The sequence below is a fragment of the Streptococcus sp. HMSC078D09 genome, assembly GCF_001813675.1.
Taxonomy (GTDB): Bacteria; Bacillota; Bacilli; order Lactobacillales; family Streptococcaceae; genus Streptococcus.
This window is the reverse complement of the sequence record NZ_KV813676.1, coordinates 24,605-49,848: the sequence shown is the minus strand read 5'-3', so window position 1 is coordinate 49,848 and position 25,244 is coordinate 24,605. Positions and strand designations below refer to the sequence as shown.

Here is a 25,244-nt window from a genome sequence, read left to right as displayed (position 1 = left end):
ATGGATCTGGAGCAACTGAAGAAGGATACAAAAGAAATCCTGGTAGATGTCTTGGAAAAAAGCCGTCTCCGCCAAGGACAGATTCTAGTCCTCGGGATGTCTTCAAGCGAAGTTGCAGGAGGGCGAATTGGAAAAGCCTCCAACATTGACATTGCCGAAGCTATTGTCCAGACCTTGCTAGATGAGTTGAATCCAAGAGGGATTTATCTGGCGGTACAAGGATGTGAGCATCTCAATCGCGCCTTGGTGGTCGAAAGAGAATTGGCAGATAAAAAGGAGCTAGAAATCGTCAATGTCCTTCCGAGTCTCCATGCAGGAGGTGCTGGACAACTCGCAGCTTTCAAGTATTTTAAGGATCCTGTTGAAGTGGAATTTATCACAGCTCAAGCCGGGTTAGACATCGGAGATACCTCAGTAGGGATGCATGTCAAACACGTGCAAGTTCCGATTCGCCCTATCTTGCGTGAACTAGGTGGAGCCCATGTCACAGCCCTCGCCAGTCGGCCAAAATTGATCGGCGGTGCCCGTGCTCTCTACCTCGATGATCCCATCCGAAAATCATAATCAGAACTAGCTTTAAAGGGCTAGTTTTTTTGGATGAAAAGAGAGGCAAAAACGTTTTAAAACTTGCAATTTCAAAGTTTTGTGGTAAAATTATAAGGAATGACTATATTATTTTAAGGAGAGACAGAATGTCTGTATCATTTGAAAACAAAGAAACTAACCACGGTGTATTGACTTTCACAATCAGCCAAGAGCAAATCAAACCTGCTTTGGACCGTGTGTTTGAGTCAGTTAAGAAAACTTTGAACGTACCTGGATTCCGTAAAGGTCATATTCCACGTCCAATCTTCAACCAACGTTTTGGTGAAGAAGCACTTTACCAAGATGCTTTGAACGATCTTCTTCCAGCAGCATATGAAGCAGCTGTTAAAGAAGCTGGAATCGAAGTTGTAGCACAACCAACTTTCGATGTTGTATCTATGGAAAAAGGTCAAGACTGGACATTGACAGCAGCTGTTGTCACAAAACCTGAAGTAAAATTGGGTGCTTACAAAGACCTTGAAGTATCAGTAGAAGTTTCTAAAGAAGTAACAGACGCTGATGTGGATGCTCGTATCGAACGCGAACGCAACAACTTGGCTGAATTGGTTGTTAAAGAAGGTGCTGCAGCAGAAGGTGACACAGTTGTGATCGACTTCGTAGGTTCTATCGACGGTGTTGAATTCGACGGTGGTAAAGGTGACAACTTCTCACTTGGACTTGGTTCAGGTCAATTCATCCCAGGTTTCGAAGACCAATTGGTTGGACACTCTGCTGGTGAAACAGTTGACGTGATCGTAACCTTCCCAGAAGACTACCAAGCAGCTGACCTTGCAGGTAAAGAAGCGAAATTCGTGACAACTATCCACGAAGTAAAAGCAAAAGAAGTACCAGCTCTTGACGATGAATTGGCAAAAGACATCGACGAAGAAGTTGAAACTCTTGACGAATTGAAAGAAAAATACCGCAAAGAATTGGCAGCAGCTAAAGAAGAAGCATACAACGATGCAGTAGAAGCAGCAACAATCGATCTAGCAGTTGAAAACGCTGAAATCGTTGACCTTCCAGAAGAAATGATCCACGAAGAAGTACACCGTTCAATCAACGAGTTCCTTGGAAACATGCAACGTCAAGGTATCTCACCTGAAATGTACTTCCAAATCACTGGAACAACTCAAGAAGATCTTCACAAACAATACGAAGCAGAAGCTGAAAGCCGTACGAAGACAAACCTTGTGGTTGAAGCAGTAGCGAAAGCAGAAGGCTTCGAAGCAACTGAAGAAGAAATCAACGCTGAAATCGAACAATTGGCAGCAGATTACAACATGCCAGTTGAACAAGTTCGCAACCTTCTTTCACCAGAAATGTTGAAACATGACATCACAGTGAAGAAAGCAGTGAACGTAATCACAAGCACAGCAAAAGTAAAATAATTGAGATTAAAAAGAAGAGCCTCACGGCTCTTCTTTTTTCTGATTTCGTGGAGAATCCTGGAATTTTCCTTTGACGAAAGGGGAAATTTATCGTACAATAGAGTGTAACGATAAAATGCGTGATAGATTTAGTGACGAGAAGTTTTCAATCTATCATTGAGGATAGGATGAGGTTGAAGACCGGATCCTTCTCCATTTAGGAAATGAAACATAAGGAGATTTACCCTTGGAATTAGAAGTATTTGCTGGACAAGAAAAAAGTGAACTTTCTATGATTGAAGTGGCGCGTGCGATTTTGGAATTACGCGGACGTGACCATGAAATGTACTTTAGCGATCTTGTAAATGAAATTCAAAATTACCTTGAAAAATCAAACAGCGAGATCCGTGAAGCCCTCCCATTGTTCTACACAGAATTGAATGTAGATGGAAGCTTTATCCCACTTGGAGATAACAAATGGGGTCTTCGTTCATGGTATGCCATCGATGAAGTTGACGAAGAAATCATCGCTCTTGAAGAAACAGACGAAGATGAAGCTCCTAAGAAACGGAAGAAAAAACGTGTCAATGCCTTCATGGATGGAGACGAGGATGCGATCGACTACAACGACGACGATCCAGAAGATGAAGAAGTTTACGAAGCAGATCCAGCTCTTTCATATGATGAAGAAAATCCAGACGATGAAAAGAGTGAAGTCGAAGCTTACGATGCTGAAATCAATGAAATCGTACCAGATGATTTGGGTGAGGAAGTTGAATTAAGCGAAGAAGACGACGAAGAAGAGGATTCTGAAGACGAGGAAGAAGAATAAAACATAAGAAGAGGCGGGGACAAAAGTCCTAGCCTCTCAATTGTTTTTGGATTGTTGAGCAAGACGCAGTGGTTGAGTGGGCTCTACTACGCTGATTTCATCAGCTTTTACAGCCCTACTCAACTGTGCGGAGGTGGGACGACGAAATCGAATTCTAACGAATTACCGATTTCTGTCCCACTCTCTTTTTGTTTGCATTGAAAAAAGTGGCGAAATGGTATATGATAAACGTGTAAGGTTTCCCAATAGGAGGTGTTCCAGATGGACTTTCGTTTAGATCAAAGTTTAGTAGATCTTGGTATTGATACGGTTGTGGTCGGAATTGCTAGAAATGTGGATCCCCAAGCAGTTTTGCCCCCTTCTTTTCTTGAAAAGAAGAAAGAAGTTGAACAATGGGCGCTCCAATGTCAGACAGAAGAAGTAGTGGCATCTCCTGTTATCAAAGGGTATACAGACCTTTTGCAAAAAGTAGGGCGTAGCATCAAGAAAAATCCACCAACAGTCCTAGCTCTTATCCGAAACATCCAACATCGAGGTGCTCTTCCTCAGATCAATAGCATCATCGATATCTATAATGTCGAATTTCTGAAGTCTTTTCTCGCGATCGGAGGACATGACCTAGATAAGATTGAGGGACCGATTGAATTTACAGTGAGTCAAAGAGAAGATCTCTTCCTCCCGATCCTTTCTAGTGAAAAACATGTCGCATCGACAGATCCTGTCTACCGGGATCAAAAAGGAGTTTTGGCTTGGTTGGATGTACGCGATAGTGACCATTACAAATTTGAGGAGACTACGCAAAACGCCCTCTTTGTCATCCAAGGAAATACCGAGACATCAGTCGAGATGCGTTTAGAAGCGCTAGAACGAATCCACAAGGATCTTGCTCTTTGCATGTCTCAACTTCAATTTGAGAAATTTCTCGTCACACAAAATGGAGTGGAAAAGGTCGTGTAAACAGCGAAAAATATTTTCATGAAATTTTCAATTTGACAAAGTAGACCATTTGCGGTAAGATATTGTTCGGGCACCTCATTTTGAGGTCGGAGCTCCCTAAGGATTAGGGAGCTATTTTTGTTTTTTCTGCAAAGAGGAATGGCCTCTACAACAATAGAAGAAGAGGAAAGCACATGTCAACAAAATATATTTTTGTCACGGGTGGTGTCGTATCATCCATCGGGAAAGGGATTGTCGCAGCAAGTCTTGGTCGCTTGCTTAAAAATCGTGGATTGAAAGTGACCATCCAAAAATTTGACCCTTATATCAATATTGATCCAGGGACGATGAGCCCTTACCAACACGGGGAAGTATTTGTCACAGACGATGGCGCAGAGACAGACTTGGACCTTGGTCACTATGAACGCTTCATTGATATCAATCTGAATAAGTACTCAAATGTGACAACAGGGAAAATTTATAGCGAAGTCCTTCGCAAGGAACGTCGCGGAGAATACTTGGGCGCGACTGTACAGGTTATTCCTCATATCACAGATGCTTTGAAAGAAAAGATCAAACGAGCAGCGACGACGACGGATTCAGATGTCATCATCACAGAAGTCGGGGGAACAGTTGGAGACATTGAGTCCCTTCCATTCCTTGAAGCTCTTCGTCAAATGAAGGCAGATGTTGGTGCTGAAAACGTTATGTACATCCACACCACTCTTCTTCCTTATTTGAAGGCTGCGGGAGAAATGAAAACCAAACCGACCCAACACTCTGTGAAAGAATTGCGTGGTCTTGGGATTCAACCAAATATGTTGGTCATCCGTACAGAAAAACCAGCTGGTCAAGGAATTAAGAACAAGTTGGCTCAATTCTGTGATGTGGCACCAGAAGCTGTCATCGAGTCACTTGATGTGGAACACTTGTACCAAATCCCATTGAACTTGCAAGCGCAAAATATGGACCAAATCGTTTGTGACCATTTGAAATTGAATGTTCCTGCAGCAGATATGACAGAATGGTCTGCGATGGTCGACAAGGTCATGAACCTCAAGAAGCAGGTCAAGATTTCCTTGGTTGGAAAATACGTAGAATTGCAAGATGCCTACATTTCTGTCGTTGAGGCCTTGAAGCACTCAGGGTATGCCAATGATGCAGAGGTCAAGATTAATTGGGTCAATGCCAATGATGTGACAGCTGAAAATGTGGCAGAACTCCTTGGAGATGCGGATGGGATCATCGTCCCAGGTGGTTTTGGTCAACGGGGAACAGAAGGAAAAATTCAAGCCATCAAGTATGCGCGTGAACAAGACGTCCCAATGTTGGGTGTCTGCTTGGGTATGCAGTTAACCTGTATCGAATTTGCCCGTCACGTTTTAGGCTTGGAAGGGGCCAATTCATCCGAATTGGATCCAGAAACCAAGTATCCAATTATCGATATCATGCGGGACCAAATTGATGTGGAAGACATGGGAGGAACGCTCCGTCTCGGTCTTTACCCATCTAAACTCAAACGAGGATCAAAAGCAGCCGCTGCCTATGATAATCAAGAAGTGGTACAACGTCGCCACCGTCACCGTTATGAGTTTAACAATGTTTTCCGTGAACAGTTTGAAGAAGCAGGTTTTGTCTTCTCAGGCGTTTCACCAGACAACCGTTTGGTCGAAATCGTTGAAATCCCAGAAAACAAATTCTTTGTTGCTTGCCAATACCACCCAGAATTGTCAAGCCGTCCAAACCGCCCAGAAGGACTTTACACAGCCTTCATCACAGCGGCAGTTGAAAACCACGATAGCAAATAAAAATCAAGGGAGCAGGTCTATAGACCTGCTCCCTTTTTGTGAAAAAATGACAAACCCTGAAAAAAGTTTGAAAAAAATCTTGACAAAAAAGTTGTTGATTGATATACTAGTAAAGTACTCAATCGCGGGGATGGCGGAATTGGCAGACGCGCAGGACTAAGGATCCTGTGACCGCTTTAGGTCGTGAGGGTTCAAGTCCCTCTCTCCGCATCGGATCAAGATAGCTTTGGCTATCTTTTTTTGTTTTTAAATTTCTTTGTGGTAGAATAGGTGTGAGATGAGGTGAGAAAATGAAGAAGAAGTATCTGGTTTTGGTCGATGGCCTCTTTGCACTATTGGGAAGTGCCATTAATTTTTTCGGTCCTATCCTGATTTTAGCTATGGCGATAGGCGCATACAAGGATACTTTTAGATATTTTATCGCCTTAAACATATGGAATGTCCTCGTTTTTCTAGCAGCGATTGCTTCTAAGTATTTTCTCAGAAAAGAGAAAAGGATTAAAAAGTGGATTCCCAATCTTTTCTTGATAGCGGGCAGTATTCTCTTTCTTGCGTCAATCCTTGCTGTGTGTGAGTATATTCCCTTTCTTGAGGGAGTGCTAAACGGGCTTTTTGGAAAAATGTTCACCGACAGTCAATTATTTGCTGCTTATTTCTATTCTCAATGGGTTGTAGCAGCACTCCTTGTGATCTGCGGGATCGCCTTTCTCCTTTCGCTAAAAAATTTTAAAGAAGAGAATTGAGAGTGAGACAGAAATCGGTCATTCGTTAGAATTCGATTTCGTCGTCCCACCTCCGCACAGTTGAGTAGGGCTGTAAAAGCTGATGAAATCAGCGTAGTAGAGCCTACTCAACCACTGCGTCTTGCTAGACAATCCAAAAATAATTAAGAGGCTAGGACTTTTGTCCCAGCCTCTTTTCCTTATTTGCTAGGGTGAAAGCCTTAGGAGATAGGAGATTCCGCCCTAATTATCATAAGAAAGTGCTTAAAGACACAGGAAAAGCTAGCAATTTCATCTAAAAAGTGATAAAATAAACAATGTAAGTGGGATCAATCCCACAAAAATTTATAGGAGGCCTATGACAAATGGCAATCGTTTCAGCAGAAAAATTTGTCCAAGCAGCTCGTGACAACGGTTATGCAGTTGGTGGATTTAACACAAACAACCTTGAGTGGACTCAAGCTATCTTGCGTGCAGCAGAAGCTAAGAAAGCTCCAGTACTTATCCAAACTTCTATGGGTGCTGCTAAATACATGGGTGGTTACAAAGTATGTAAAGCCCTTATTGAAAACCTTGTAGAATCAATGGGTATCACTGTACCAGTTGCTATTCACCTTGACCATGGTCACTACGACGATGCTCTTGAATGTATCGAAGCTGGTTACACTTCAATCATGTTTGACGGTTCACACCTTCCAGTTGAAGAAAACCTTAAATTGGCGAAAGATGTCGTTGAAAAAGCTCATGCTAAAGGTATCTCAGTAGAAGCTGAAGTTGGTACTATCGGTGGTGAAGAAGACGGTATCATCGGTGACGGTGAATTGGCACCAATCGAAGATGCTAAAGCAATGGTTGCTACAGGAATCGACTTCTTGGCTGCAGGTATCGGTAACATCCACGGTCCTTACCCAGCAAACTGGAAAGGTCTTCACCTTGACCACTTGCAAAAATTGACTGAAGCTGTTCCAGGATTCCCAATCGTATTGCACGGTGGATCAGGTATCCCTGACGATCAAATCCAAGCAGCTATCAAACTTGGTGTTGCAAAAGTTAACGTTAACACTGAATGCCAAATCGCATTTGCAAATGCTACTCGTCAATTCGTACGTGAATACGATGCAAACGAAGCAGAATACGACAAGAAGAAACTCTTCGACCCACGTAAATTCTTGAAACCAGGTTTCGAAGCAATTACAGCAGCTGTTGAAGAACGTATCGACGTATTCGGTTCAGAAGGCAAAGCTTAATAAAAACAGGAAAACAAGGTCCCATGTGGATCTTGTTTTTTTGTTTGGGAAAAGTTGCTTCCGGGATTTAATTTTTGTACAATATGCCTATGAAAAAATTTAAAAAGTTTAGCTGGATCATTTTTGTTGTTCTTATCCTTTTTCTAGGAGGTACATTTGGTTTTCACCAACTTAGTTTGCAAAAAGAAAGTAAGCTTCTCATGCCTATAGGTAAGAAGGTTGTAGTCAATGGACATCAAATGAATGTATACATTAAAGGTGAAGGATCTGAAACGATAGTATTTCTTTCAGGTGCAGGTATTGCTTCACCTATATTAGACTTTAAGAATCTAACAGATTCCCTATCCAAAAAATACAAAGTAGTCGTTGTAGAGCGGGCAGGATATGGTTTTAGTGAAGATAGTGATCGTTCAAGAGATGTGATGGAGGTCCTTTCTGAGACCCGTCAAGCTTTGGCGTAAGCTCATGTTTCAGGTCCTTATGTGATTATTTCGCATTCTATGGCTAGTTTAGAGAGTCTTGCTTGGCAAGAGAAATATCCAAATGAAGTGAAGGCTTTGATTGGTCTGGATTGGGCCTTGCCAGCGAGTTATGAAGATTTAAAGGATAATCAGGCCTTGCTTACTGTGGCTTATTGGAGCAGTAAGATTGGCTTATTACGCTATTTCCCTGAGTCCTTTTATATAAAAAATCCAACTCTGACTGAAACTGAACGACAACAATATAAATTACTAGCATATAAGCAGTTGATGTCACAAGCCATGCTTCATGAATCCCGTTTGGCAAAGGAAAATGCCAAGAAAGTTCCATCTAGCATCAATCCGAAAATTCCAGCCTTACTCCTGGTTTCTAACGGTGAAGGCACGACCTTTAGCCAATCAGAGTGGTAGCATTATGCAGAGAGATTTGCAAGCGACCAGTCTAATGTTCAAGTCGTCTATATGGATGCGCCTCACGACCTCTATCATTATAAAAATAATGAACTTGTTTCTCGAATTGAAGGATTTTTAACAGAGTAACTGTGATTTAGAAAGTTATTTTGAATTGATGCCAATAATTGAGAGGTGACATTTTATGAAGAACACTTATATTTTACTTAGACATGCTCATTCAAGATTTTCAAGTGATGATTTTAATAGAACTTTGTCAGAAAAAGGATTTTCATCTCTTGACCAGTTAGAGTTTTTGAATTCTTTTAATATTGATTATTATTTTTCTAGTCCTTATAAACGAGCATTTGAAACGGTTAATAGCTCGCCAATTCAATTTGATAAAATAGTTCTTGATAATCGGTTACGAGAGCGAAAATTATCTTCAACCTTTATAAAAGATTCTGAGTTTGAAGACAGTATTAAATATTTATGGCAAAATCCAGATAAATCTCTTATTGGAGGCGAGTCCAATCGAGAAGCATTAAATAGAATTTTAGATTTATTTGCGGACTTGGAAGAAAGGTATTCAGATAAAACAATTTTACTGAGTTCTCATGGAAATTTGCTAGGAATCTTAATCAATCATTTTGATTCAAGTTTTGATCATAAAAAATGGGAACAGATGACTTTTCCAGATTGCTTTCTAGTTGACAAAGATGAGAGTGTGAAAAGAATTATGCCAGATACTTTTAGGTAACCATTTAGCTCAATCTTTGTGATTTTTATTTTCTGTTATTGTAAATAGAATAGAAGGAAAAATAGCCATGATATTCGATCAGTCCTTGCAAGCCTACGTTCATGAAGTAGATAATGTTCTTGTAGCTTGGGAAGAAAAACCAAGTGGGAGTTTTGAGACGAAGGCTCAGTTGCTTGCAGCCAATTACCATAAAAATAGGTTTCGTATTCTTACTTTTATACTGCCTCATTTACAAGAATTTTACGGGTATTTGACAGATGAAGAAGCTACTGAAAAATTGGGTAAACCCATCATCGAGCCAGAAAGACAAACCGTTACTTTCTGCGATCAAACTTTTGATGATATTCATATCTTTTCTTTTGACTATCAGGGGCAGGCATTTGAGAGTCTGGAGAATTTTGCCATTGATGGTTAAGGTCTGTTTTCAGTTTTAAAAAGAAGGAGAGAGACTGATGAGTACTGCTGATTTTGTCTTTATTGAGAGTAAAGACCCCATATTCCTAGATTTACAAGCCTTTTGTACTGCTTTGAGAGAAAAATTTCCAGGTATTTTGATCAGAGAAAGGACGAATCCTGAAAAAGCTTACTCGCTTTCTTGGGATTATCAAAGTCCTCAGCTTACTTTGGAAAGTTCACTGAGTAGCAAGAAAAATGTTTTTGTGATTGATTACTTTGATTCAACGAACAGGTTACAAGATTATGCCTCCTATATCATCTGGCTTCGGAAATGGTTTCCACCTGAAGAGAAAGTTTCCTTTTGTGATGAAGGTTATGAGTATGTGTTTGAACTTCCTAGTGATTTATCCCAAAAGGAGTTGGAAAACTACTTACGAACAAGGTTTGATGAGTGAAGAAGAAGTTCAAAAACGAATAATGATATGGAAAAGTTGAAAAGGAGAATCAGATGCTTACTAAAGATGATATGTTAGTTGCTTTGCATGATGCAATTACTGAAGACCAAGAATTTGAGTTGGCAGACGAGATTGTAGATGCCATGGAGGCTTACCCTCAACCCTTTGATTTGGTTGACCCCGTCTTAGACTTTATTTCCAAGCATCCAGAAGTAGATTTTGGAGCTCCAGGTGAGTTGGTTCACTTTGTGGAGCGATTTTATCATCAAGGCTATGAGGAATTATTGATGGAGTCAGTTCTAAAAAGTCCAACTGTGCATAACATCTGGATGCTTCATCGATGCTATAATGACAATGATCCAAATCTAGTCCGGCAGATTCAGACTTTGGTTGGAGAACTGAAGAAGGATAAGACTCTTGATTCACAAGTAAGAAGCATGATTGAAGACTTAACTTGGTAGAGGGAGGTGATGCAGCATCACCTTTTTATCTTTTCTTAGGGATAAAAATTTTCGATATAAATTAACACTTGTTTTCCGTAGACATTTGCACTATAAAAGGGTGTTATTAGGGCTTTCTTTCCTTATGTTGAAAAAGAAGGCAGTTTTTTTGGTATTTTAAGGAAACGATGAAACCAGAATTTTTGCTTAAAAGTATTATTTTAAGAGAAAAATTTCTCATTTCATAATCAATAAGCAAACGCTTGCATTCCTTTTTTTATTGGATTATAATAGGTTGGTATAAAGCCTTCTGTAATAATATTGAGAAGGTGTAGAAAGTAAGGATTTAGAATTTTTGTAATCAAAAATACAATGTTGCTTCTTACGATAGGGAGATAGATATGGCAATGATAGAAGTGGAACATCTTCAGAAAAATTTTGTAAAGACAGTTAAGGAGCCGGGATTAAAGGGAGCTTTGCGCTCCTTTATTCATCCTGAAAAGCAGACCTTTGAAGCGGTCAAGGATTTAACTTTTGAAGTTCCAAAAGGGCAGATTTTAGGATTTATCGGGGCAAATGGTGCTGGGAAGTCAACCACCATCAAAATGCTGACAGGGATTTTAAAACCGACATCTGGTTTTTGTCGGATTAACGGCAAGATTCCGCAGGACAATCGCCAAGATTATGTCAAGGATATTGGAGTCGTTTTCGGACAACGCACCCAGCTATGGTGGGATTTGGCACTGCAAGAGACCTACACGGTCTTGAAGGAGATTTACGATGTGCCAGACTCGCTTTTCCATAAGCGCATGGACTTTTTGAATGAAGTTTTGGATTTGAAGGAATTTATCAAGGATCCTGTGCGGACTCTTTCACTTGGGCAACGGATGCGGGCGGATATTGCGGCTTCCTTGCTTCACAATCCCAAAGTTCTCTTTTTAGATGAACCGACTATTGGTTTGGATGTGTCGGTCAAGGACAACATTCGCCGTGCTATCACCCAGATCAATCAGGAGGAAGAGACAACTATTCTCTTGACTACTCATGATTTGAGTGATATTGAGCAACTCTGTGATCGGATTTTTATGATTGATAAGGGGCAAGAGATTTTTGATGGAACGGTTAGCCAGCTCAAGGAGACCTTTGGCAAGATGAAGACTCTTTCCTTTGAACTGGTGCCAGGTCAAAGTCATCTCCTTTCTCACTATGAAGGCCTGCCTGATATGTCCATTGATAGACAAGGAAATACTCTCAATATTGAATTCAATAGTTCCCGCTACCAGTCGGCCGATATTATCAAGCAAACCTTATCTGATTTTGAAGTCCGTGATTTGAAGATGGTAGATACAGATATTGAAGATATTATCCGTCGCTTCTATCGAAAGGAGCTCTAAGATGGTCAAATTGTGGAGACGTTATAAACCCTTTATCAATGCAGGAATTCAGGAGTTGATTTCCTATCGAGTCAACTTTATTCTCTATCGGATTGGTGATGTCATGGGGGCTTTTGTGGCCTTTTATCTCTGGAAGGCAGTCTTTGACTCCTCCCAGGAGCCTTTGATTCAGGGCTTCAGTATGGCAGATATCACTTTCTACATCATCATGAGTTTTGTGACCAATCTTTTGACCAGGTCTGATAGCTCCTTTATGATTGGAGATGAGGTTAAGGATGGCTCCATTATCATGCGTTTGCTGAGACCAGTACATTTTGCGGCCTCTTACCTTTTCACCGAACTTGGCTCCAAGTGGTTGATTTTTATCTCTGTTGGACTGCCATTTTTAAGTGTCATTGTTTTGATGAAAATCTTATCTGGGCAAGATATTGTAGAAGTGCTGGGATTAACTGTCCTTTATCTCTTTAGCTTAACTCTGGCTTATCTGATTAATTTTTTCTTTAATATCTGCTTTGGATTTTCAGCATTTGTCTTTAAAAATCTTTGGGGTTCCAATCTACTCAAGACTTCCATAGTGGCCTTTATGTCTGGAAGTTTGATTCCCTTGGCTTTCTTTCCAAAGGTCATTTCAGATATTCTGTCCTTCTTACCTTTCTCATCCTTAATTTACACTCCGGTCATGATTATTGTTGGGAAATACGATGCTAGTCAGATTCTTCAAGCACTTTTGCTTCAGCTTTTCTGGCTTATAGTGATGGTGGGCTTGTCTCAGTTGATTTGGAAACGAGTCCAGTCATTTATCACCATTCAGGGAGGTTAGTATGAAAAAATATCAACGCATGCATCTGATTTTTATCAGACAGTACATCAAGCAAATCATGGAATACAAGGTAGATTTTGTGGTTGGTGTGTTGGGAGTCTTTCTGACTCAAGGCCTGAACCTCTTGTTTCTCAATGTCATCTTTCAACACATCCCCTCGCTAGAAGGTTGGACCTTTCAAGAGATTGCCTTTATCTATGGATTTTCCTTAATTCCAAAGGGATTAGATCATCTCTTTTTTGACAATCTCTGGGCTTTAGGTCAACGGCTAGTTCGAAAAGGGGAGTTTGACAAGTATCTGACTCGTCCTATCAACCCTCTCTTTCATATTCTGGTTGAGACCTTTCAGATTGATGCCTTGGGGGAACTTTTGGTCGGTTGCATTCTATTGGGAACAACAGTATCAAGCATTGCTTGGACGCTTCCAAAATTCCTGATTTTTCTAGTTTGTATTCCTTTTGCGACCTTGATTTATACTTCCTTGAAAATTGCAACAGCCAGCATCGCTTTTTGGACCAAGCAGTCAGGTGCTATGATTTACATTTTCTATATGTTTAATGATTTTGCCAAGTACCCGATTTCCATTTACAATTCGCTCCTTCGTTGGTTAATTAGCTTTATTGTACCTTTCGCCTTTACGGCCTACTATCCTGCCAGCTATTTCTTGCAGGGTAAGAATGGGCTCTTTAATATCGGTGGTTTGATTCTGATTTCTCTTATCTTCTTTTGCATCTCTTTAAAACTTTGGGACAGGGGGTTAGATGCGTACGAAAGTGCTGGTTCGTAAGAGCTAAAGTAAGACTAAAATCAAGAAAGTGATGTAGTAGGGTTTATAAGTTTATCATATTCGAGTGAAGATTGTGCGGAAATTGACTGTCTAGGCGTGAAAAAATCATTCCAAGGTCAAGGGATTGGAAGGAAATTCATTACGACTATAGAAAGAGAAGCAGTCAAACAAGTGGACTACCTACAAGTGAAAACAGTAGCAGAAGGTTCAAATAAAGATTATGACCGAACAAATGTCTTTTATCGCAGTATTGGTTTTAAAAAATTAGAGATTTTTCCTCAACTATGGGATCTTAAAAATCCTTGTCAGATTTTGATTAAAAAGATCAACTAAAAGTGCTTGACATCCGCTCTCAGAGTGCTATACTAAGAAGGTAATCGCCGATTTAGCTCAGTTGGTAGAGCAACGCACTCGTAACGCGTAGGTCACAGGTTCGATCCCTGCAATCGGCATAGGAAGAAACGGCTTTGAAGGAGCGAGACGACGAATGATGGTGATAACCGATTCGTTCTGTCTCGCTCTTTTTTTGACCGCATAGGCGCCATTTTTGACCGCTTAGTCAAAAGTCCTTGTCTACAATATGGGCTTTCTGCTATCATAGAATCATCAAAGGAAGGCCCCCTTCCAACTATTGAAAAAGAGGTATATGATGATGAAAAAACTACTTGGACTTGGATTTATTTTGGTTGCTCTTGCGGTTGTCACAATGGGAATGGTTGGTTTTCCAAAGCTCGATGTGAACATCTGGCCCCTATTTCCTGTTCTCTTATTTGCATTCTTTACACTTGAAAATCTCTTGAAAAAAGATTACAAGGCAAGTGTTATCTGCGCCTTGATCGCATTTATGATCGCAAATGCGATTTACGATGTCCTGCCGGTTTCAAATGGTCTGGTCATCACAGCAGGTGTGCTCGCTTGCGTAGGTCTTAGTTTTCTTTTACCGGATAAGGAAAGCAATAAATAAAGAAAGGAGGCTGGGATAAAAATCCTAGCCTCTCAATTATTTTTGGATTGTTGAGCAAGACGCAGTGGTTGAGTGGGCTCTACTACGCTGATTTCATCAGCTTTTACAGCCCTACTCAACTGTGCGGAGGTGGGACGACGAAATCGAATTCTAACGAATTACCGATTTCTGTCCCACTCTCTTTTTTACTTCTCAAAAATGACCTCTTGATGGGGAAAACGTACCACTTACTGAAAAGCCCTTGTTTTGTTTTCAACAGCTGTTATAATGGTACTATCAAAACGTTGGGAAAGGAGTTTTATGAAAGTTAGAATCGAATTGGATCCATCTATGGACGAGCCTGAGATCTTGATTCGAGCTCCGCGCTTGACCCCGGAGTTGACCCAGCTGCAAGAGAGAATCCTCGAACAAAAGGTTGCTCCTTTGGCCTTTTACAAGGATCGAAGTGAGTATTTTCTGGATGTGGCATCGATCCTCTTTTTTGAGACGGACGGGGAGAAGATTTTTGGTCACACCAAGGACGAGGCCTATGAGGTCAAGCAAAAGCTCTATGAGTTGGAGGAGCTGCTTCCCATCGCCTTTTGTCGGATTTCCAAATCCACTATTGTCAACGCCAAGCAGATCTACTCTCTGGAAAAGTCTTTTTCAGGGACTAGCACGGTCAATTTCTACCAGACCCATAAGCAGGTTCACGTATCTAGACGCTACTATCAACTCTTAAAAGAACGACTAAATGAAATGAGGTAATATCATGAGAAAAAAATTAATCGGAGTATTCTTAATCCTTTTAGCAGCCTTAATCCTTTTACAGGGCTATTTTGTAAAATGGGACATCAGCATCTGGACCTTGGCTTGGGTCACCTTGCTTGCTGTCCTGTCCCTCTCTAGTTTCTTGAAACGCCATTTTGGTTGGGGCTTCATCTATGGACTTTTAGCCCTCTTTTGTCTCAATGGGCAATACCATTTCCTTCCGGTGTCCAATTCAGTTGTCATCCTTTCTTCAATTCTCGCTGTGATTGGGCTCAACATTTTGTTCAAACCCTCTAAGAAAACAAAAGCCCGCCTAGCTTCCTATTCTGCTGGATCCATGAGTAAGTCGGATGGCAATGACATCGATGTCACTTTTTCAACAGTGACAAAGTATCTCAATGACCAACACTTCACCCACGGAAGTGCAGATGTGAGTATGGGAGAAGCTTCGGTTTATTTTGACAATTGCCGCATCGAAGGTCCGTCAGCCCAGTTTGTTGTCGATGTTTCCCTTGGAAGTTTGAGTCTCTATGTACCAAGTGATTGGCGTGTCCATGTAAATGTGGATAATTCCCTCTCAGCGATCCAACATCAGGAAAATCCAAGTGCTCTTACTAGCAAGGATTTCTACATTACGGGCGATGTTTCCTTAGGAAATCTGGAAATTATCTATGTCGGAGCGAATTCGTTTTCTTAAGTCGGAAATGAAAAACTTTGGCCAAAAGCTTGCCAAGAGAGATTTTTTTTGGTAATATAGTACGGTATGTGGTGCTAGCACATCCGTTATATTAGATCTAATAGGAGGAAACACAGAAATGGCTAAAGTATGTTATTTCACAGGTCGTAAGACTGTATCAGGTAACAACCGTTCACACGCTATGAACCAAACAAAACGTGCCGTAAAACCAAACCTTCAAAAAGTAACTGTCCTTATCGATGGTAAACCTAAAAAAGTTTGGGCTTCAGCTCGTGCATTGAAATCTGGTAAAGTAGAACGCGTTTAATAAAGAATATAGAACCTCATAGAGGTTCTTTTCTTTTTCTCTAGAGACAGCTGTCACAGCGGGAGAAGAATAATCCCTACCCTTTTACAGCTGATCTCTTTTATGGTAAAATAGAATATAAAATACTTTTGAGGTAGAAATTATGACAGTAAAAATCAATACAAAGGACGGTCAAATTGAATTGACTGATGAGGTTATCGCAACTGTTGTAGGCGGTGCCGCTACTGAGATCTTCGGTGTGGTTGGAATGGCCAGCAAAAATGCGATCAAAGATAATTTCCAAGCCCTCCTAGGGAAAGAAAACTTCTCTAAAGGTGTTGTTGTCAAAACAACGGAAGCAGGAACTATCGCAGTTGATGTTTACACTGTTTTGAGCTATGGAACAAAGATTAGCGAAGTCTCAAAAAATATTCAAGAACGTGTGAAATTTAGTTTGGAAAATCAACTTGGAATCACTACGGATACTGTGAATGTCTATATTCAAAATATCAAGATTGTGGGAGAATAATCGTGGCTAATATTACTACAAGTTTATTTCAAGAAATGGTTCAAGCGGGGGCTACGCGCTTAAATAAACAAGCGGAATATGTAAACTCTTTGAACGTCTTTCCTGTACCAGACGGGGACACAGGAACCAATATGGGAATGACCATCGAAAATGGGGCTAAAGAAGTATCTGACCGTTCTGCATCAACTGTTGGAGAAGCGGCAGGGATCTTCGCTAAAGGTCTCTTGATGGGTGCGCGTGGGAACTCAGGAGTCATCACTTCTCAATTGTTCCGCGGATTTTCTCAAAGTGTCAAAGACAAAGAAGAATTGGATGGAGCAGCACTTGCAGCAGCCTTCCAATCTGGGGTAGAAGTTGCTTATAAAGCCGTTATGAAGCCGGTTGAAGGAACCATTTTGACGGTTTCTCGTGGAGCAGCCATCGGGGCTAAGAAAAAAGCAGAATCTACCAACGATGCAGTAGAAGTCATGCGTGCAGCTCTTGAAGGAGCTAAAACTGCTCTTGCGAAGACTCCAGATATGTTGCCGGTCTTGAAAGAAGTTGGCGTGGTAGACTCTGGTGGTCAAGGTTTGGTCTTCATCTATGAAGGATTCTTATCAGCTTTGACAGGTGAATTCATCGCTTCTGAAGAGTTCCAAGCAACACCTGCAACCATGTCAGAAATGATCAATGCAGAACACCACAAGTCAGTCGCTGGCCATGTGGCTACTGAAGACATCAAGTTTGGTTACTGTACAGAAATCATGGTCGCTTTGAAACAAGGTCCAACCTATGTCAAAGACTTCGATTACGATGAATTCCGTAACTATCTGAACAACCTTGGGGATTCCCTATTGGTGGTGAATGACGATGAGATTGTCAAAGTTCACGTCCATACAGAAGATCCAGGTCTTGTCATGCAAGAAGGTCTTAAGTACGGAAGCTTGGTCAAGGTGAAAGTCGACAACATGCGCAACCAACACGAAGCGCAAGTTGAAAAAGAAGAGCGCCAAGCCAAACCAGTTGAAGAAAAAGAATATGCCATCATCGCAGTAGTTGCTGGTGACGGATTGGCTGATATCTTTAAAGCGCAAGGAGTTGATTACATCATCTCTGGTGGTCAAACCATGAACCCATCAACAGAAGACTTTGTCAAAGCGGTTGAAGAGTTGAATGCGCGCAACATCATTATCTTGCCAAACAACAAAAATATCTTGATGGCTGCTCAATCTGCAGCAGAAGTGATTGATCAACCTGCAGCAGTCGTAGAGACTAAGACCATCCCTCAAGGATTGACTAGTCTTCTTGCCTTTGATGACAGCAAATCGATTGAAGAAAACTACGAACGCATGAGCGCTTCATTGGGCGATGTTGTGTCTGGTAGTGTAACGACAGCAGTTCGCGATACCACTATTGATGGGCTTGAAATCCATGAAAATGATAATCTTGGAATGGTCGATGGCAAAATCGTTGTTTCAAATCCAGATATGATGGAAACCTTGGAAGAAACATTCGCTCATATGTTGGATGAAGACAGTGAAATTGTGACCATCTATGTCGGTGAAGATGGCAGTGAGGAGTTGGCAAATGAATTGGCCCAAGCCCTTGCTGAGAAGTATGAGGATGTAGAAGTGGAAATCCACCAAGGTGGCCAACCAGTCTACCCATACTTGTTTAGTGTAGAATAATTGAACAGAAGGTTCCTTTCGGAACCTTTTTTTGTATATAGAAAACCGAGGAGATTCCTATGAAATCGGCGTGATTCAGAGGGATTGAGACTGAAGTGAACCGTCCACTGAGGCTTTATTCGTGAGAAAAAGGAGTTTCTGCAAAAAGTCTCATATTCATCAGATTTTTATTCAAATTGAAGAGCTTGAAAAGAGGGGGAAATGGTTTGAGCAGTGGAGTTTTTAGACAAGAAAGATGCGATATGTTATACTGGTATCAGTATGTGAAAGGAGAGTTGTAAAAATGAAGAAATTTTTTGTAACCCTTGGGCTAGCCATTTTGGTATTGACTGGTTGTTCGCAATCCCAAACGAAGAAAACTACAACCGCTAGCTCATCTAGCAGTTCCACTGTTAAAAAAGAAGTAAAAAATGAAGAAAAAACCACGACCTTAGTAGGAGATATCAATGGAACAAAACACCGGGATATCATCAAATCAAAGGGAGATAAGGTTGAAAACCTTCGTATCGAAGTGACAGCCAATCTGCCCCAACAACTTGGGACCATCGCAGCAGAAAAGTCACCTGAAGAGCTCACAGCAGCCATTCAAGCTTTACTGGAGCAAAATGAAGACTATAAGAAACTAAAAACCGTTCCCGGTTTTAGTTTGGAATACACAGTCACACCAGAAAAGAAATTGCTCTCAACCAGTGTGATTGACATCAACCAAATTGACGCCAAGTCTCTAGAAGAAATTTCTTACTTCAAAGATGCTGGTCTCAATGATTTGAAAAACATGAAGGCAGATGCCTTGGTCAAGGCCTTGAAACTGCATGGCATGAAAGAAGAAGGCCAGTAAGAAGAATAGAAAAAGTCGAGTGAAGTCACTCGGCTTTTTTTAGTGACATTTGTCATGTGAGCGAGTGACAAAATCATCTAGTTGCCTCTTCTTTCTTTTCATATAATAAAGTCAGAAAGTAAGAGGTAAGAAAAAATGAAACAATGGTTGTTTAAGGTGTTTACGTTGACAGTGGTTGGGATGGTCGTTTATTTGATCTTTTCAAAGGATGATAGTCTCTATTACCATTTTCCTTGGGAATTATTTGCTGGGCTTGGCATCATGAGCTGGGCGGTTCAAGAAGGATTGAAAATGCTCAAGGTTGTTAAAAAGGAAATGGAGCAATGAACAAAACGGGAGTGACCTTGGTCGTCTTTGTCATCATTCCAGATGGCCAAGCCTGCTTGAAAGGAGAGTATCATGAGCGTCATTAGAGTTGAGAACTTGAAAAAAAGTATCAAAGGAAAAGTCATTTTAGAAGATCTTTCTTTTGTGGTTGAACAAGGGGATTGTCTGGCCTTGATCGGGCCAAACGGAGCTGGGAAAACAACCTTGATGAACTGTCTTCTGGGAGATAGGAAGGTGACTTCTGGAATCGTTGAAGTAGAGGGGAAGGCTCCTGGTCATCCTCGATTAAAGGCTAGTGTCTCTTATCTCCCTCAAGAGAATGCTATCGTTCAAAAGTTAACCGTGCAGGAACTGATCAACTTCTTTAGCTCTATTTATCCCAACCCTTTAACGGTCAATGACATCGATGATTTATTGTGTTTTACTCCAGAACAAAAGAAGCAATTAGCCAGTAAGTTGTCTGGAGGGCAAAAGCGTCTCCTATCCTTTGTGTTGACCTTGATTGGTCGTCCTAGTCTTCTGTTTCTGGATGAGCCAACTGCGGGAATGGATACGTCTACTCGCCAACGCTTCTGGGAGATCGTCGGGCATTTAAAGGAAGAGGGTGTGACCATTGTCTATTCTTCGCATTACATCGAGGAAGTAGAGCACACGGCTGATCGAATTTTGGTCTTGCACCAGGGCCATTTGCTTCGGGATACGACACCTCTCGCTATGAGAAGCGAAGAGGTAGAAAAACATTTCACCTTGCCTTTGCGCTACCAAGCTCTAGTAGCAGAGATGGAAGGTATTGGTGAAGTAATCATTAAACCCGATGCCCTTCAGGTTGTGACAGGCGATGCCAATCGTTTGTGGAGGCGATTGCAGGAAGAAGGATGTTCGATCCAAGAGATCGAGGTAACCAATAGAAGTTTATTGGATTCTATTTTTGAAAATACAAAGGAAGTAGGTAGAGAAGATGAAACGCATGAAAGCTCTCGGCGTGGTTGAGTGGCATTTGACTAGACGCCAAGCCATTTATTACTTGTTATCAATTGGGATGCCCACGGCCTTTTATCTCTTCTTTTCAGGGATGTACCAGGACACACCAGGGGCACCCGCTCACTTTATGAGGGATTATCTCCTTTCTATGACGGCATTTTCTATGATGTCTACGGCTATCTTTTCTTTTCCAACCGTTCTTGAAACCGATCGACTCAATAATTGGCAAAAAGTCTTGCGCCATACCCCCGTATCTATGGTAGAATATTATCTAATAAAGGTTGTGGGTCTCTTTGTCGATTTTCTCCTATCGATTGTAGTTGTCTTTACCGTGGGCCATGTGGTGCGGCATGTGAATATGTCCCTACAGGATTGGGTCTTAGCAGCCTTTATTCTCATCCTAGGAAGTCTAGCTTTTGTGGCTCTCGGTCTGGTTTTGACCCTGCTTCCTTCCAGTCAATTGATGTCTGTTGTGGGCAATCTCCTTTACATGGGGCTGGCTGTCATGGGTGGTCTTTGGATGCCCATTAGCCTCTTTCCAGAATGGATGCAAGCTATCGGCAAATGCTTACCAACCTATCAATTGATGGAACTGATCAAGACCTTTTTAAACAAGGGGCAGGTCAATGTCTTTGCGAGTGTCTATTTAACTTTGTTTACCCTGGTCTTGTTTGCCCTTGTTATCGTCTATCGTCGTCATTCTGAGGTTCGTTCATGATTGAAAAACTCAAACATATTCACCATATGTTTTACGTAGGCCTAATCTTTATGGTCTTTCCCTTTGCTTCTATTTTCTTAGGGCAGATTCCCTGGTGGCATTTCTTTTTAGCCATCTTCTTTATGATGAGCTATCTAGGAATCCTCATTGTTGAAAATAGGACACTGACCTGGATTTTTTGGATTTATCTATTGGCTTACATAGGTGGAAATACCTTATATGTTGGGACAGGCTTTTGTTGGTTTTACTATTATCTAAGCAATATTTTAGTTTATCGTTTTAGAGTCCACAATTTTCGCTCTCCCTTTCTTTGGACGGCCTTTTTATCACAACTGATCCTTTTGGGAGCCTTGTTATTTAATAGGGAGATGAGAGAAAATGATTGGCTTTTTGTCCTGATCGTCTCTTTGTTTATCGCGATCATGACCTTTAGTATGGTCCGGATGGAGATGATGGAAGAGTTGAAAGCTGACCATGCCAAGCAAAATGCCCAGATCAATCTCTTACTGGCAGAAAACGAGCGCCATCGGATTGGCCGTGATCTGCATGACAGTCTAGGACACACCTTTGCCATGCTCAGTGTCAAGGCGGACCTAGCTGATCAATTCTTGGCATTGGGTCAGGTTGAGAAGGCCCAGGAACAGGTGCAAGAGATTCAAGCCATCAGTCAAGAGTCCATGCACCAAGTCCGAGAGATTGTCGAGAACCTGAAGCAGCGAACCCTGGCAAGAGAGCTAGAAACCGTCAAGCAAATGCTGGAAGTAGCTCAAATCAAAGTGGAGATTCAAAACGAGCTTGATACTGCTAGCATCTCGCCGATTCTAGAATCTGCTCTGGCTATGGTATCCCTGGAATTAGCCACTAATATGATCAAACACGCTAAAGCGACGCAGGCCCTTCTCTCTTATCGCTCCACCGAAACAGGTGTAGAAATGGTCGCAGAAGATAATGGCATCGGCTTTGACAAGGTCTCTGACAAAGACCTGCACTCGATTCGCGAACGGATTGCCTTGTTGGGAGGAGAGCTGGAGATCAGTCATCAACACAAGCCGACCCGGATAGAAATACGGATCCCCTATCAAGAAAGGAAATAAGATGCGCTTATTAGTTGCTGAAGACCAAAGTATGTTGCGCGATGCGCTCTGCCAGCTCTTGCTCCTGCAAGAGGATGTGGAAGATGTCTTGCAGGCTGGCGATGGACAAGAGGCCATTCGTTTACTCGAAACACATCCAGTCGATATTGCGATTTTAGATATCGAAATGCCCATCAAAACAGGGCTAGAAGTGTTGGAATGGGCCAAAAGCCAACAACCCCAGCTCAAGGTTGTCATCGTTACCACCTTTAAGCGGCCGGGCTATTTCGAGCGGGCCCTCAAGGCTGGAGTTGATGCCTATGTCTTGAAAGAACGTCGCATCACAGATTTAATGGCGACTCTTCATGCAGTATTAGCAGGGCAAAAAGAATATTCGCCTGAATTAATGGAAGGGATTTTGACCCATCCCAATCCTCTAAGCCCTCAAGAAAAGGCAGTTTTAAAAGAAGTCGCAAAAGGGGCTTCTAACCAAGAAATTGCTGATCGCTTATTCCTCTCAAACGGGACCATCCGCAATTATATGTCAACCATTCTGACCAAATTGGATGCGGAAAACCGGACTGAGGCAGCAAAAATTGCCCAAGAAAAGGGTTGGTTATAAGGAAGAAAAGTTTCTAGGAGTTCCTAGGGACTTTTTTTCTGATAGACCTAGCATTTTTAGAAAAACTCTCATTATTCGGATTTGGATAGAAAATTCAGAAAATTTACTATTTTTCCTTGAAATATTTTCTAAAAATGGTATGATAGTAGCATGCTAATTTGATATACAAAGTACTGGAAAGGAGAGACATGGAGAAAATTACCTTAGAAACTGCAAAAACCGGTTCAGAGCTCGTTCTTGAAACCCTGCGTGATTTGGGCATTGACACGATTTTTGGTTATCCTGGTGGAGCGGTTTTGCCTTTATACGATGCCATCTATAGCTTTGAGGGTATCCAGCATATCTTGGGTCGTCATGAACAAGGATGCTTGCATGAGGCTGAAGGCTACGCTAAATCAACTGGAAAGCTGGGTGTCGCAGTCGTCACTAGTGGACCGGGGGCTACCAATGCCATTACAGGGATTGCAGATGCCATGAGCGATAGCGTTCCCCTATTAGTCTTCACTGGTCAAGTCAATCGTGCTGGGATCGGGAAAGACGCCTTTCAAGAAGCGGATATCGTGGGAATTACCACGCCCATTACCAAGTACAACTATCAAGTACGTGAGACGGCAGATATTCCGCGAATTATCACAGAAGCTGTCCATATTGCGACGACTGGACGCCCTGGTCCGGTGGTAATTGACCTTCCAAAGGATGTGTCTGCTTTAGAGACAGATTTTATCTATGAACCAAGTGTGAAGCTTCCAAGCTACCAGCCTACCATTGAACCCAATGAATTGCAGATCAAAAAGATTTTGAAGCAATTGAGTAAGGCTAAAAAACCAGTTCTTCTTGCTGGTGGTGGGGTGAGTTACGCTGGAGCTGCAAAAGAGTTGATTGCTCTAGCAGAGCGCTATCAGATTCCAGTAGTGACCAGTCTGTTAGGTCAAGGAACGATTGCGACCAGTCATCCTCTTTTCCTAGGGATGGGAGGAATGCACGGATCCTTCGCGGCCAATATCGCTATGACAGAGACAGATTTCATGATCAGTGTTGGTTGTCGATTTGATGACCGTTTGACAGGGAATCCAAAGACTTTCGCTAAAAATGCTAAGGTTGCCCATATTGACATTGATCCTGCAGAGATTGGGAAGATCATTGCTGTCGACATTCCTGTTGTTGGCGATGCAAAGAAAGCCTTGCAACAGTTGCTAGCAGAGCCAACGGTTCATAACAACACAGAAAAATGGATTGAAAAGGTGACCCAAGATAAGAACCGGGTTCGTTCATACGACAAGAAAGAACGGGTTGTGCAACCACAAGCTGTGATCGAACGCATCGGAGAGTTGACCAAGGGGGACGCTATTGTCGTCACAGACGTTGGACAACACCAAATGTGGGCAGCTCAATACTATCCTTACCAAAATGAGCGCCAATTGGTAACATCTGGTGGTCTAGGAACGATGGGATTCGGTGTTCCTGCAGCTATCGGAGCGAAAATTGCCAATCCAGATAAAGAAGTTGTTCTCTTTGTCGGAGATGGTGGTTTCCAAATGACCAACCAAGAATTGGCGATCTTAAATATTTATAAGGTTCCGATCAAGGTCGTTATGCTCAACAACCACTCGCTTGGGATGGTCCGTCAATGGCAAGAAGCCTTCTATGATGGTCGGACGTCAGAGTCAGTCTTTGATAGCCTTCCGGATTTCCAATTGATGGCGCAAGCTTACGGGATCAAGAATTATAAATTTGATAATCCTGAAACTCTGGAGAAGGATTTGGAAGTCATCACAGAAGATGTACCAATGTTCATCGAAGTAGACATTTCTCGGAAAGAGCATGTCTTGCCGATGGTACCAGCTGGTAAGAGTAATCATGAGATGTTGGGGGTGAAGTTTAATGCGTAGAATGTTAACAGCCAAACTTCAAAACCGCTCAGGTGTTCTGAACCGCTTTACTGGAGTCTTGTCGAGACGTCAAGTCAATATCGAAAGCATCTCTGTTGGCGCAACAGAAAACCCTAATGTATCGCGGATTACCATTATCATTGATGTTGCTTCGCATGATGAAGTAGAGCAAATCATCAAACAGCTCAACCGCCAAGTGGATGTGATCCGTGTCCGGGATATCACTGATAAACCACACTTGGAGCGCGAAGTGATCCTGGTGAAAGTTTCTGCACCTGCTGAGAAGCGAGCAGAAATCTTGGCCATTATCCAACCTTTCCGTGCGACCGTGGTCGATGTAGCTCCAAGCTCTATCACCGTTCAAATGACGGGAAATGCAGAAAAGAGCGAAGCCCTCATTCGTGTTATTCGACCTTATGGGATTAAAAACATCGCCCGCACCGGTGCAACCGGATTTACTCGAGATTAATTCTCGCCTTAAC

At 41.8% G+C, this 25,244-nt stretch carries 28 protein-coding genes, 2 tRNA genes and 2 pseudogenes; all 32 read left to right on the top strand.

Translation table 11 applies throughout. The annotated features are described in order from the left end of the window. A complete protein-coding gene (locus tag HMPREF2926_RS09090; protein WP_003017993.1) occupies positions 1-564 on the top strand; it encodes a TIGR01440 family protein in 564 nt (187 codons plus the stop codon). A 128-nt stretch (positions 565-692) separates the two neighbouring features. Beyond that, a complete protein-coding gene (tig, locus tag HMPREF2926_RS09085) occupies positions 693-1,976 on the top strand; it encodes a trigger factor (protein WP_070587490.1) in 1,284 nt (427 codons plus the stop codon). A gap of 226 nt (positions 1,977-2,202) precedes the next feature. Continuing rightward, the gene (rpoE, locus tag HMPREF2926_RS09080) at positions 2,203-2,787 is read left to right on the top strand and encodes a DNA-directed RNA polymerase subunit delta (protein WP_021154455.1); all 585 of its coding nucleotides are present in this window, start codon (positions 2,203-2,205) and stop codon (positions 2,785-2,787) included. 261 nt (positions 2,788-3,048) lie between these two features. After that, positions 3,049-3,744: a B3/B4 domain-containing protein gene (locus HMPREF2926_RS09075; protein ID WP_070587488.1), complete on the top strand. Its 696-nt coding sequence runs from the start codon at positions 3,049-3,051 to the stop codon at positions 3,742-3,744. 173 nt (positions 3,745-3,917) lie between these two features. Beyond that, positions 3,918-5,531, top strand: a complete 1,614-nt coding sequence (locus HMPREF2926_RS09070) for a CTP synthase (RefSeq protein WP_070587485.1) — start codon at positions 3,918-3,920, stop codon at positions 5,529-5,531. Between the two features lie 124 nt (positions 5,532-5,655). Next, positions 5,656-5,741, top strand: a tRNA-Leu gene (locus HMPREF2926_RS09065). An 80-nt stretch (positions 5,742-5,821) separates the two neighbouring features. Beyond that, positions 5,822-6,274: a hypothetical protein gene (locus HMPREF2926_RS09060; RefSeq protein WP_070587483.1), complete on the top strand. Its 453-nt coding sequence runs from the start codon at positions 5,822-5,824 to the stop codon at positions 6,272-6,274. 344 nt (positions 6,275-6,618) lie between these two features. Further along, positions 6,619-7,500, top strand: coding sequence for a class II fructose-bisphosphate aldolase (locus HMPREF2926_RS09055; protein ID WP_003004573.1), 882 nt, complete (start codon positions 6,619-6,621; stop codon positions 7,498-7,500). Between the two features lie 83 nt (positions 7,501-7,583). Then, a pseudogene (locus HMPREF2926_RS09050) lies at positions 7,584-8,519 on the top strand (alpha/beta fold hydrolase). Between the two features lie 55 nt (positions 8,520-8,574). Next, positions 8,575-9,129 carry a histidine phosphatase family protein gene (locus HMPREF2926_RS09045; RefSeq protein ID WP_021154462.1) on the top strand — a complete coding sequence of 185 codons (555 nt, stop codon included), beginning with the start codon at positions 8,575-8,577 and terminating at the stop codon, positions 9,127-9,129. A 67-nt stretch (positions 9,130-9,196) separates the two neighbouring features. Then, entirely contained in the window at positions 9,197-9,544 is a 348-nt protein-coding gene (locus HMPREF2926_RS09040; protein ID WP_021154463.1) for a hypothetical protein, read from the top strand. 37 nt (positions 9,545-9,581) lie between these two features. After that, positions 9,582-9,980 (top strand): hypothetical protein, encoded by a 399-nt coding sequence (locus HMPREF2926_RS09035; protein WP_021154464.1) that lies wholly within the window; start codon positions 9,582-9,584, stop codon positions 9,978-9,980. Positions 9,981-10,033: 53 nt separating this feature from the next. Further along, positions 10,034-10,441 (top strand): hypothetical protein, encoded by a 408-nt coding sequence (locus HMPREF2926_RS09030; RefSeq protein WP_014712923.1) that lies wholly within the window; start codon positions 10,034-10,036, stop codon positions 10,439-10,441. A 380-nt stretch (positions 10,442-10,821) separates the two neighbouring features. Next, on the top strand, positions 10,822-11,814 hold the full coding sequence (locus tag HMPREF2926_RS09025; RefSeq protein ID WP_070587481.1) for an ABC transporter ATP-binding protein: 993 nt from the start codon (positions 10,822-10,824) through the stop codon (positions 11,812-11,814). 1 nt (position 11,815) lies between these two features. Next, a complete protein-coding gene (locus HMPREF2926_RS09020; protein ID WP_070587478.1) occupies positions 11,816-12,634 on the top strand; it encodes an ABC transporter permease in 819 nt (272 codons plus the stop codon). Position 12,635: 1 nt separating this feature from the next. Then, positions 12,636-13,421: an ABC transporter permease gene (locus HMPREF2926_RS09015; RefSeq protein WP_070587475.1), complete on the top strand. Its 786-nt coding sequence runs from the start codon at positions 12,636-12,638 to the stop codon at positions 13,419-13,421. Positions 13,422-13,442: 21 nt separating this feature from the next. Beyond that, a pseudogene (locus HMPREF2926_RS09010) lies at positions 13,443-13,754 on the top strand (GNAT family N-acetyltransferase); the annotation flags it as partial. 46 nt (positions 13,755-13,800) lie between these two features. Beyond that, positions 13,801-13,873 (top strand) — tRNA-Thr (locus HMPREF2926_RS09005). A 200-nt stretch (positions 13,874-14,073) separates the two neighbouring features. Beyond that, positions 14,074-14,385, top strand: a complete 312-nt coding sequence (locus HMPREF2926_RS09000; protein WP_049471759.1) for a LiaF transmembrane domain-containing protein — start codon at positions 14,074-14,076, stop codon at positions 14,383-14,385. 300 nt (positions 14,386-14,685) lie between these two features. After that, positions 14,686-15,132, top strand: coding sequence for a LytTR family DNA-binding domain-containing protein (locus HMPREF2926_RS08995; protein WP_003004160.1), 447 nt, complete (start codon positions 14,686-14,688; stop codon positions 15,130-15,132). Positions 15,133-15,136: 4 nt separating this feature from the next. Then, entirely contained in the window at positions 15,137-15,832 is a 696-nt protein-coding gene (locus HMPREF2926_RS08990) for a LiaF transmembrane domain-containing protein (RefSeq protein WP_014712935.1), read from the top strand. A gap of 118 nt (positions 15,833-15,950) precedes the next feature. After that, a complete protein-coding gene (rpmB, locus tag HMPREF2926_RS08985) occupies positions 15,951-16,139 on the top strand; it encodes a 50S ribosomal protein L28 (protein ID WP_001140948.1) in 189 nt (62 codons plus the stop codon). Positions 16,140-16,281: 142 nt separating this feature from the next. After that, positions 16,282-16,647, top strand: a complete 366-nt coding sequence (locus HMPREF2926_RS08980) for an Asp23/Gls24 family envelope stress response protein (RefSeq protein WP_003004393.1) — start codon at positions 16,282-16,284, stop codon at positions 16,645-16,647. A 2-nt stretch (positions 16,648-16,649) separates the two neighbouring features. Continuing rightward, positions 16,650-18,314: a DAK2 domain-containing protein gene (locus HMPREF2926_RS08975; protein ID WP_070587469.1), complete on the top strand. Its 1,665-nt coding sequence runs from the start codon at positions 16,650-16,652 to the stop codon at positions 18,312-18,314. 283 nt (positions 18,315-18,597) lie between these two features. Beyond that, positions 18,598-19,152 carry an SP0191 family lipoprotein gene (locus HMPREF2926_RS08970; protein WP_070587467.1) on the top strand — a complete coding sequence of 185 codons (555 nt, stop codon included), beginning with the start codon at positions 18,598-18,600 and terminating at the stop codon, positions 19,150-19,152. Between the two features lie 135 nt (positions 19,153-19,287). Continuing rightward, positions 19,288-19,479: a hypothetical protein gene (locus HMPREF2926_RS08965; RefSeq protein ID WP_070587464.1), complete on the top strand. Its 192-nt coding sequence runs from the start codon at positions 19,288-19,290 to the stop codon at positions 19,477-19,479. A 72-nt stretch (positions 19,480-19,551) separates the two neighbouring features. Beyond that, positions 19,552-20,469 carry an ABC transporter ATP-binding protein gene (locus HMPREF2926_RS08960; protein ID WP_070587462.1) on the top strand — a complete coding sequence of 306 codons (918 nt, stop codon included), beginning with the start codon at positions 19,552-19,554 and terminating at the stop codon, positions 20,467-20,469. After that, entirely contained in the window at positions 20,438-21,178 is a 741-nt protein-coding gene (locus HMPREF2926_RS08955) for an ABC transporter permease (RefSeq protein ID WP_070587459.1), read from the top strand. The genes HMPREF2926_RS08960 and HMPREF2926_RS08955 overlap by 32 nt, the downstream gene beginning before the upstream one ends. Then, on the top strand, positions 21,175-22,272 hold the full coding sequence (locus HMPREF2926_RS08950; RefSeq protein ID WP_070587457.1) for a sensor histidine kinase: 1,098 nt from the start codon (positions 21,175-21,177) through the stop codon (positions 22,270-22,272). Before HMPREF2926_RS08955 ends, HMPREF2926_RS08950 begins: the two co-directional genes overlap by 4 nt. A 1-nt stretch (position 22,273) precedes the next feature. After that, positions 22,274-22,873 (top strand): response regulator transcription factor, encoded by a 600-nt coding sequence (locus tag HMPREF2926_RS08945; protein WP_049485788.1) that lies wholly within the window; start codon positions 22,274-22,276, stop codon positions 22,871-22,873. A gap of 188 nt (positions 22,874-23,061) precedes the next feature. Then, positions 23,062-24,762: an acetolactate synthase large subunit gene (locus tag HMPREF2926_RS08940; RefSeq protein ID WP_070587454.1), complete on the top strand. Its 1,701-nt coding sequence runs from the start codon at positions 23,062-23,064 to the stop codon at positions 24,760-24,762. Continuing rightward, positions 24,755-25,231 carry an acetolactate synthase small subunit gene (ilvN, locus tag HMPREF2926_RS08935; RefSeq protein ID WP_003010242.1) on the top strand — a complete coding sequence of 159 codons (477 nt, stop codon included), beginning with the start codon at positions 24,755-24,757 and terminating at the stop codon, positions 25,229-25,231. Before HMPREF2926_RS08940 ends, ilvN begins: the two co-directional genes overlap by 8 nt. Positions 25,232-25,244: the final 13 nt, after the last annotated feature.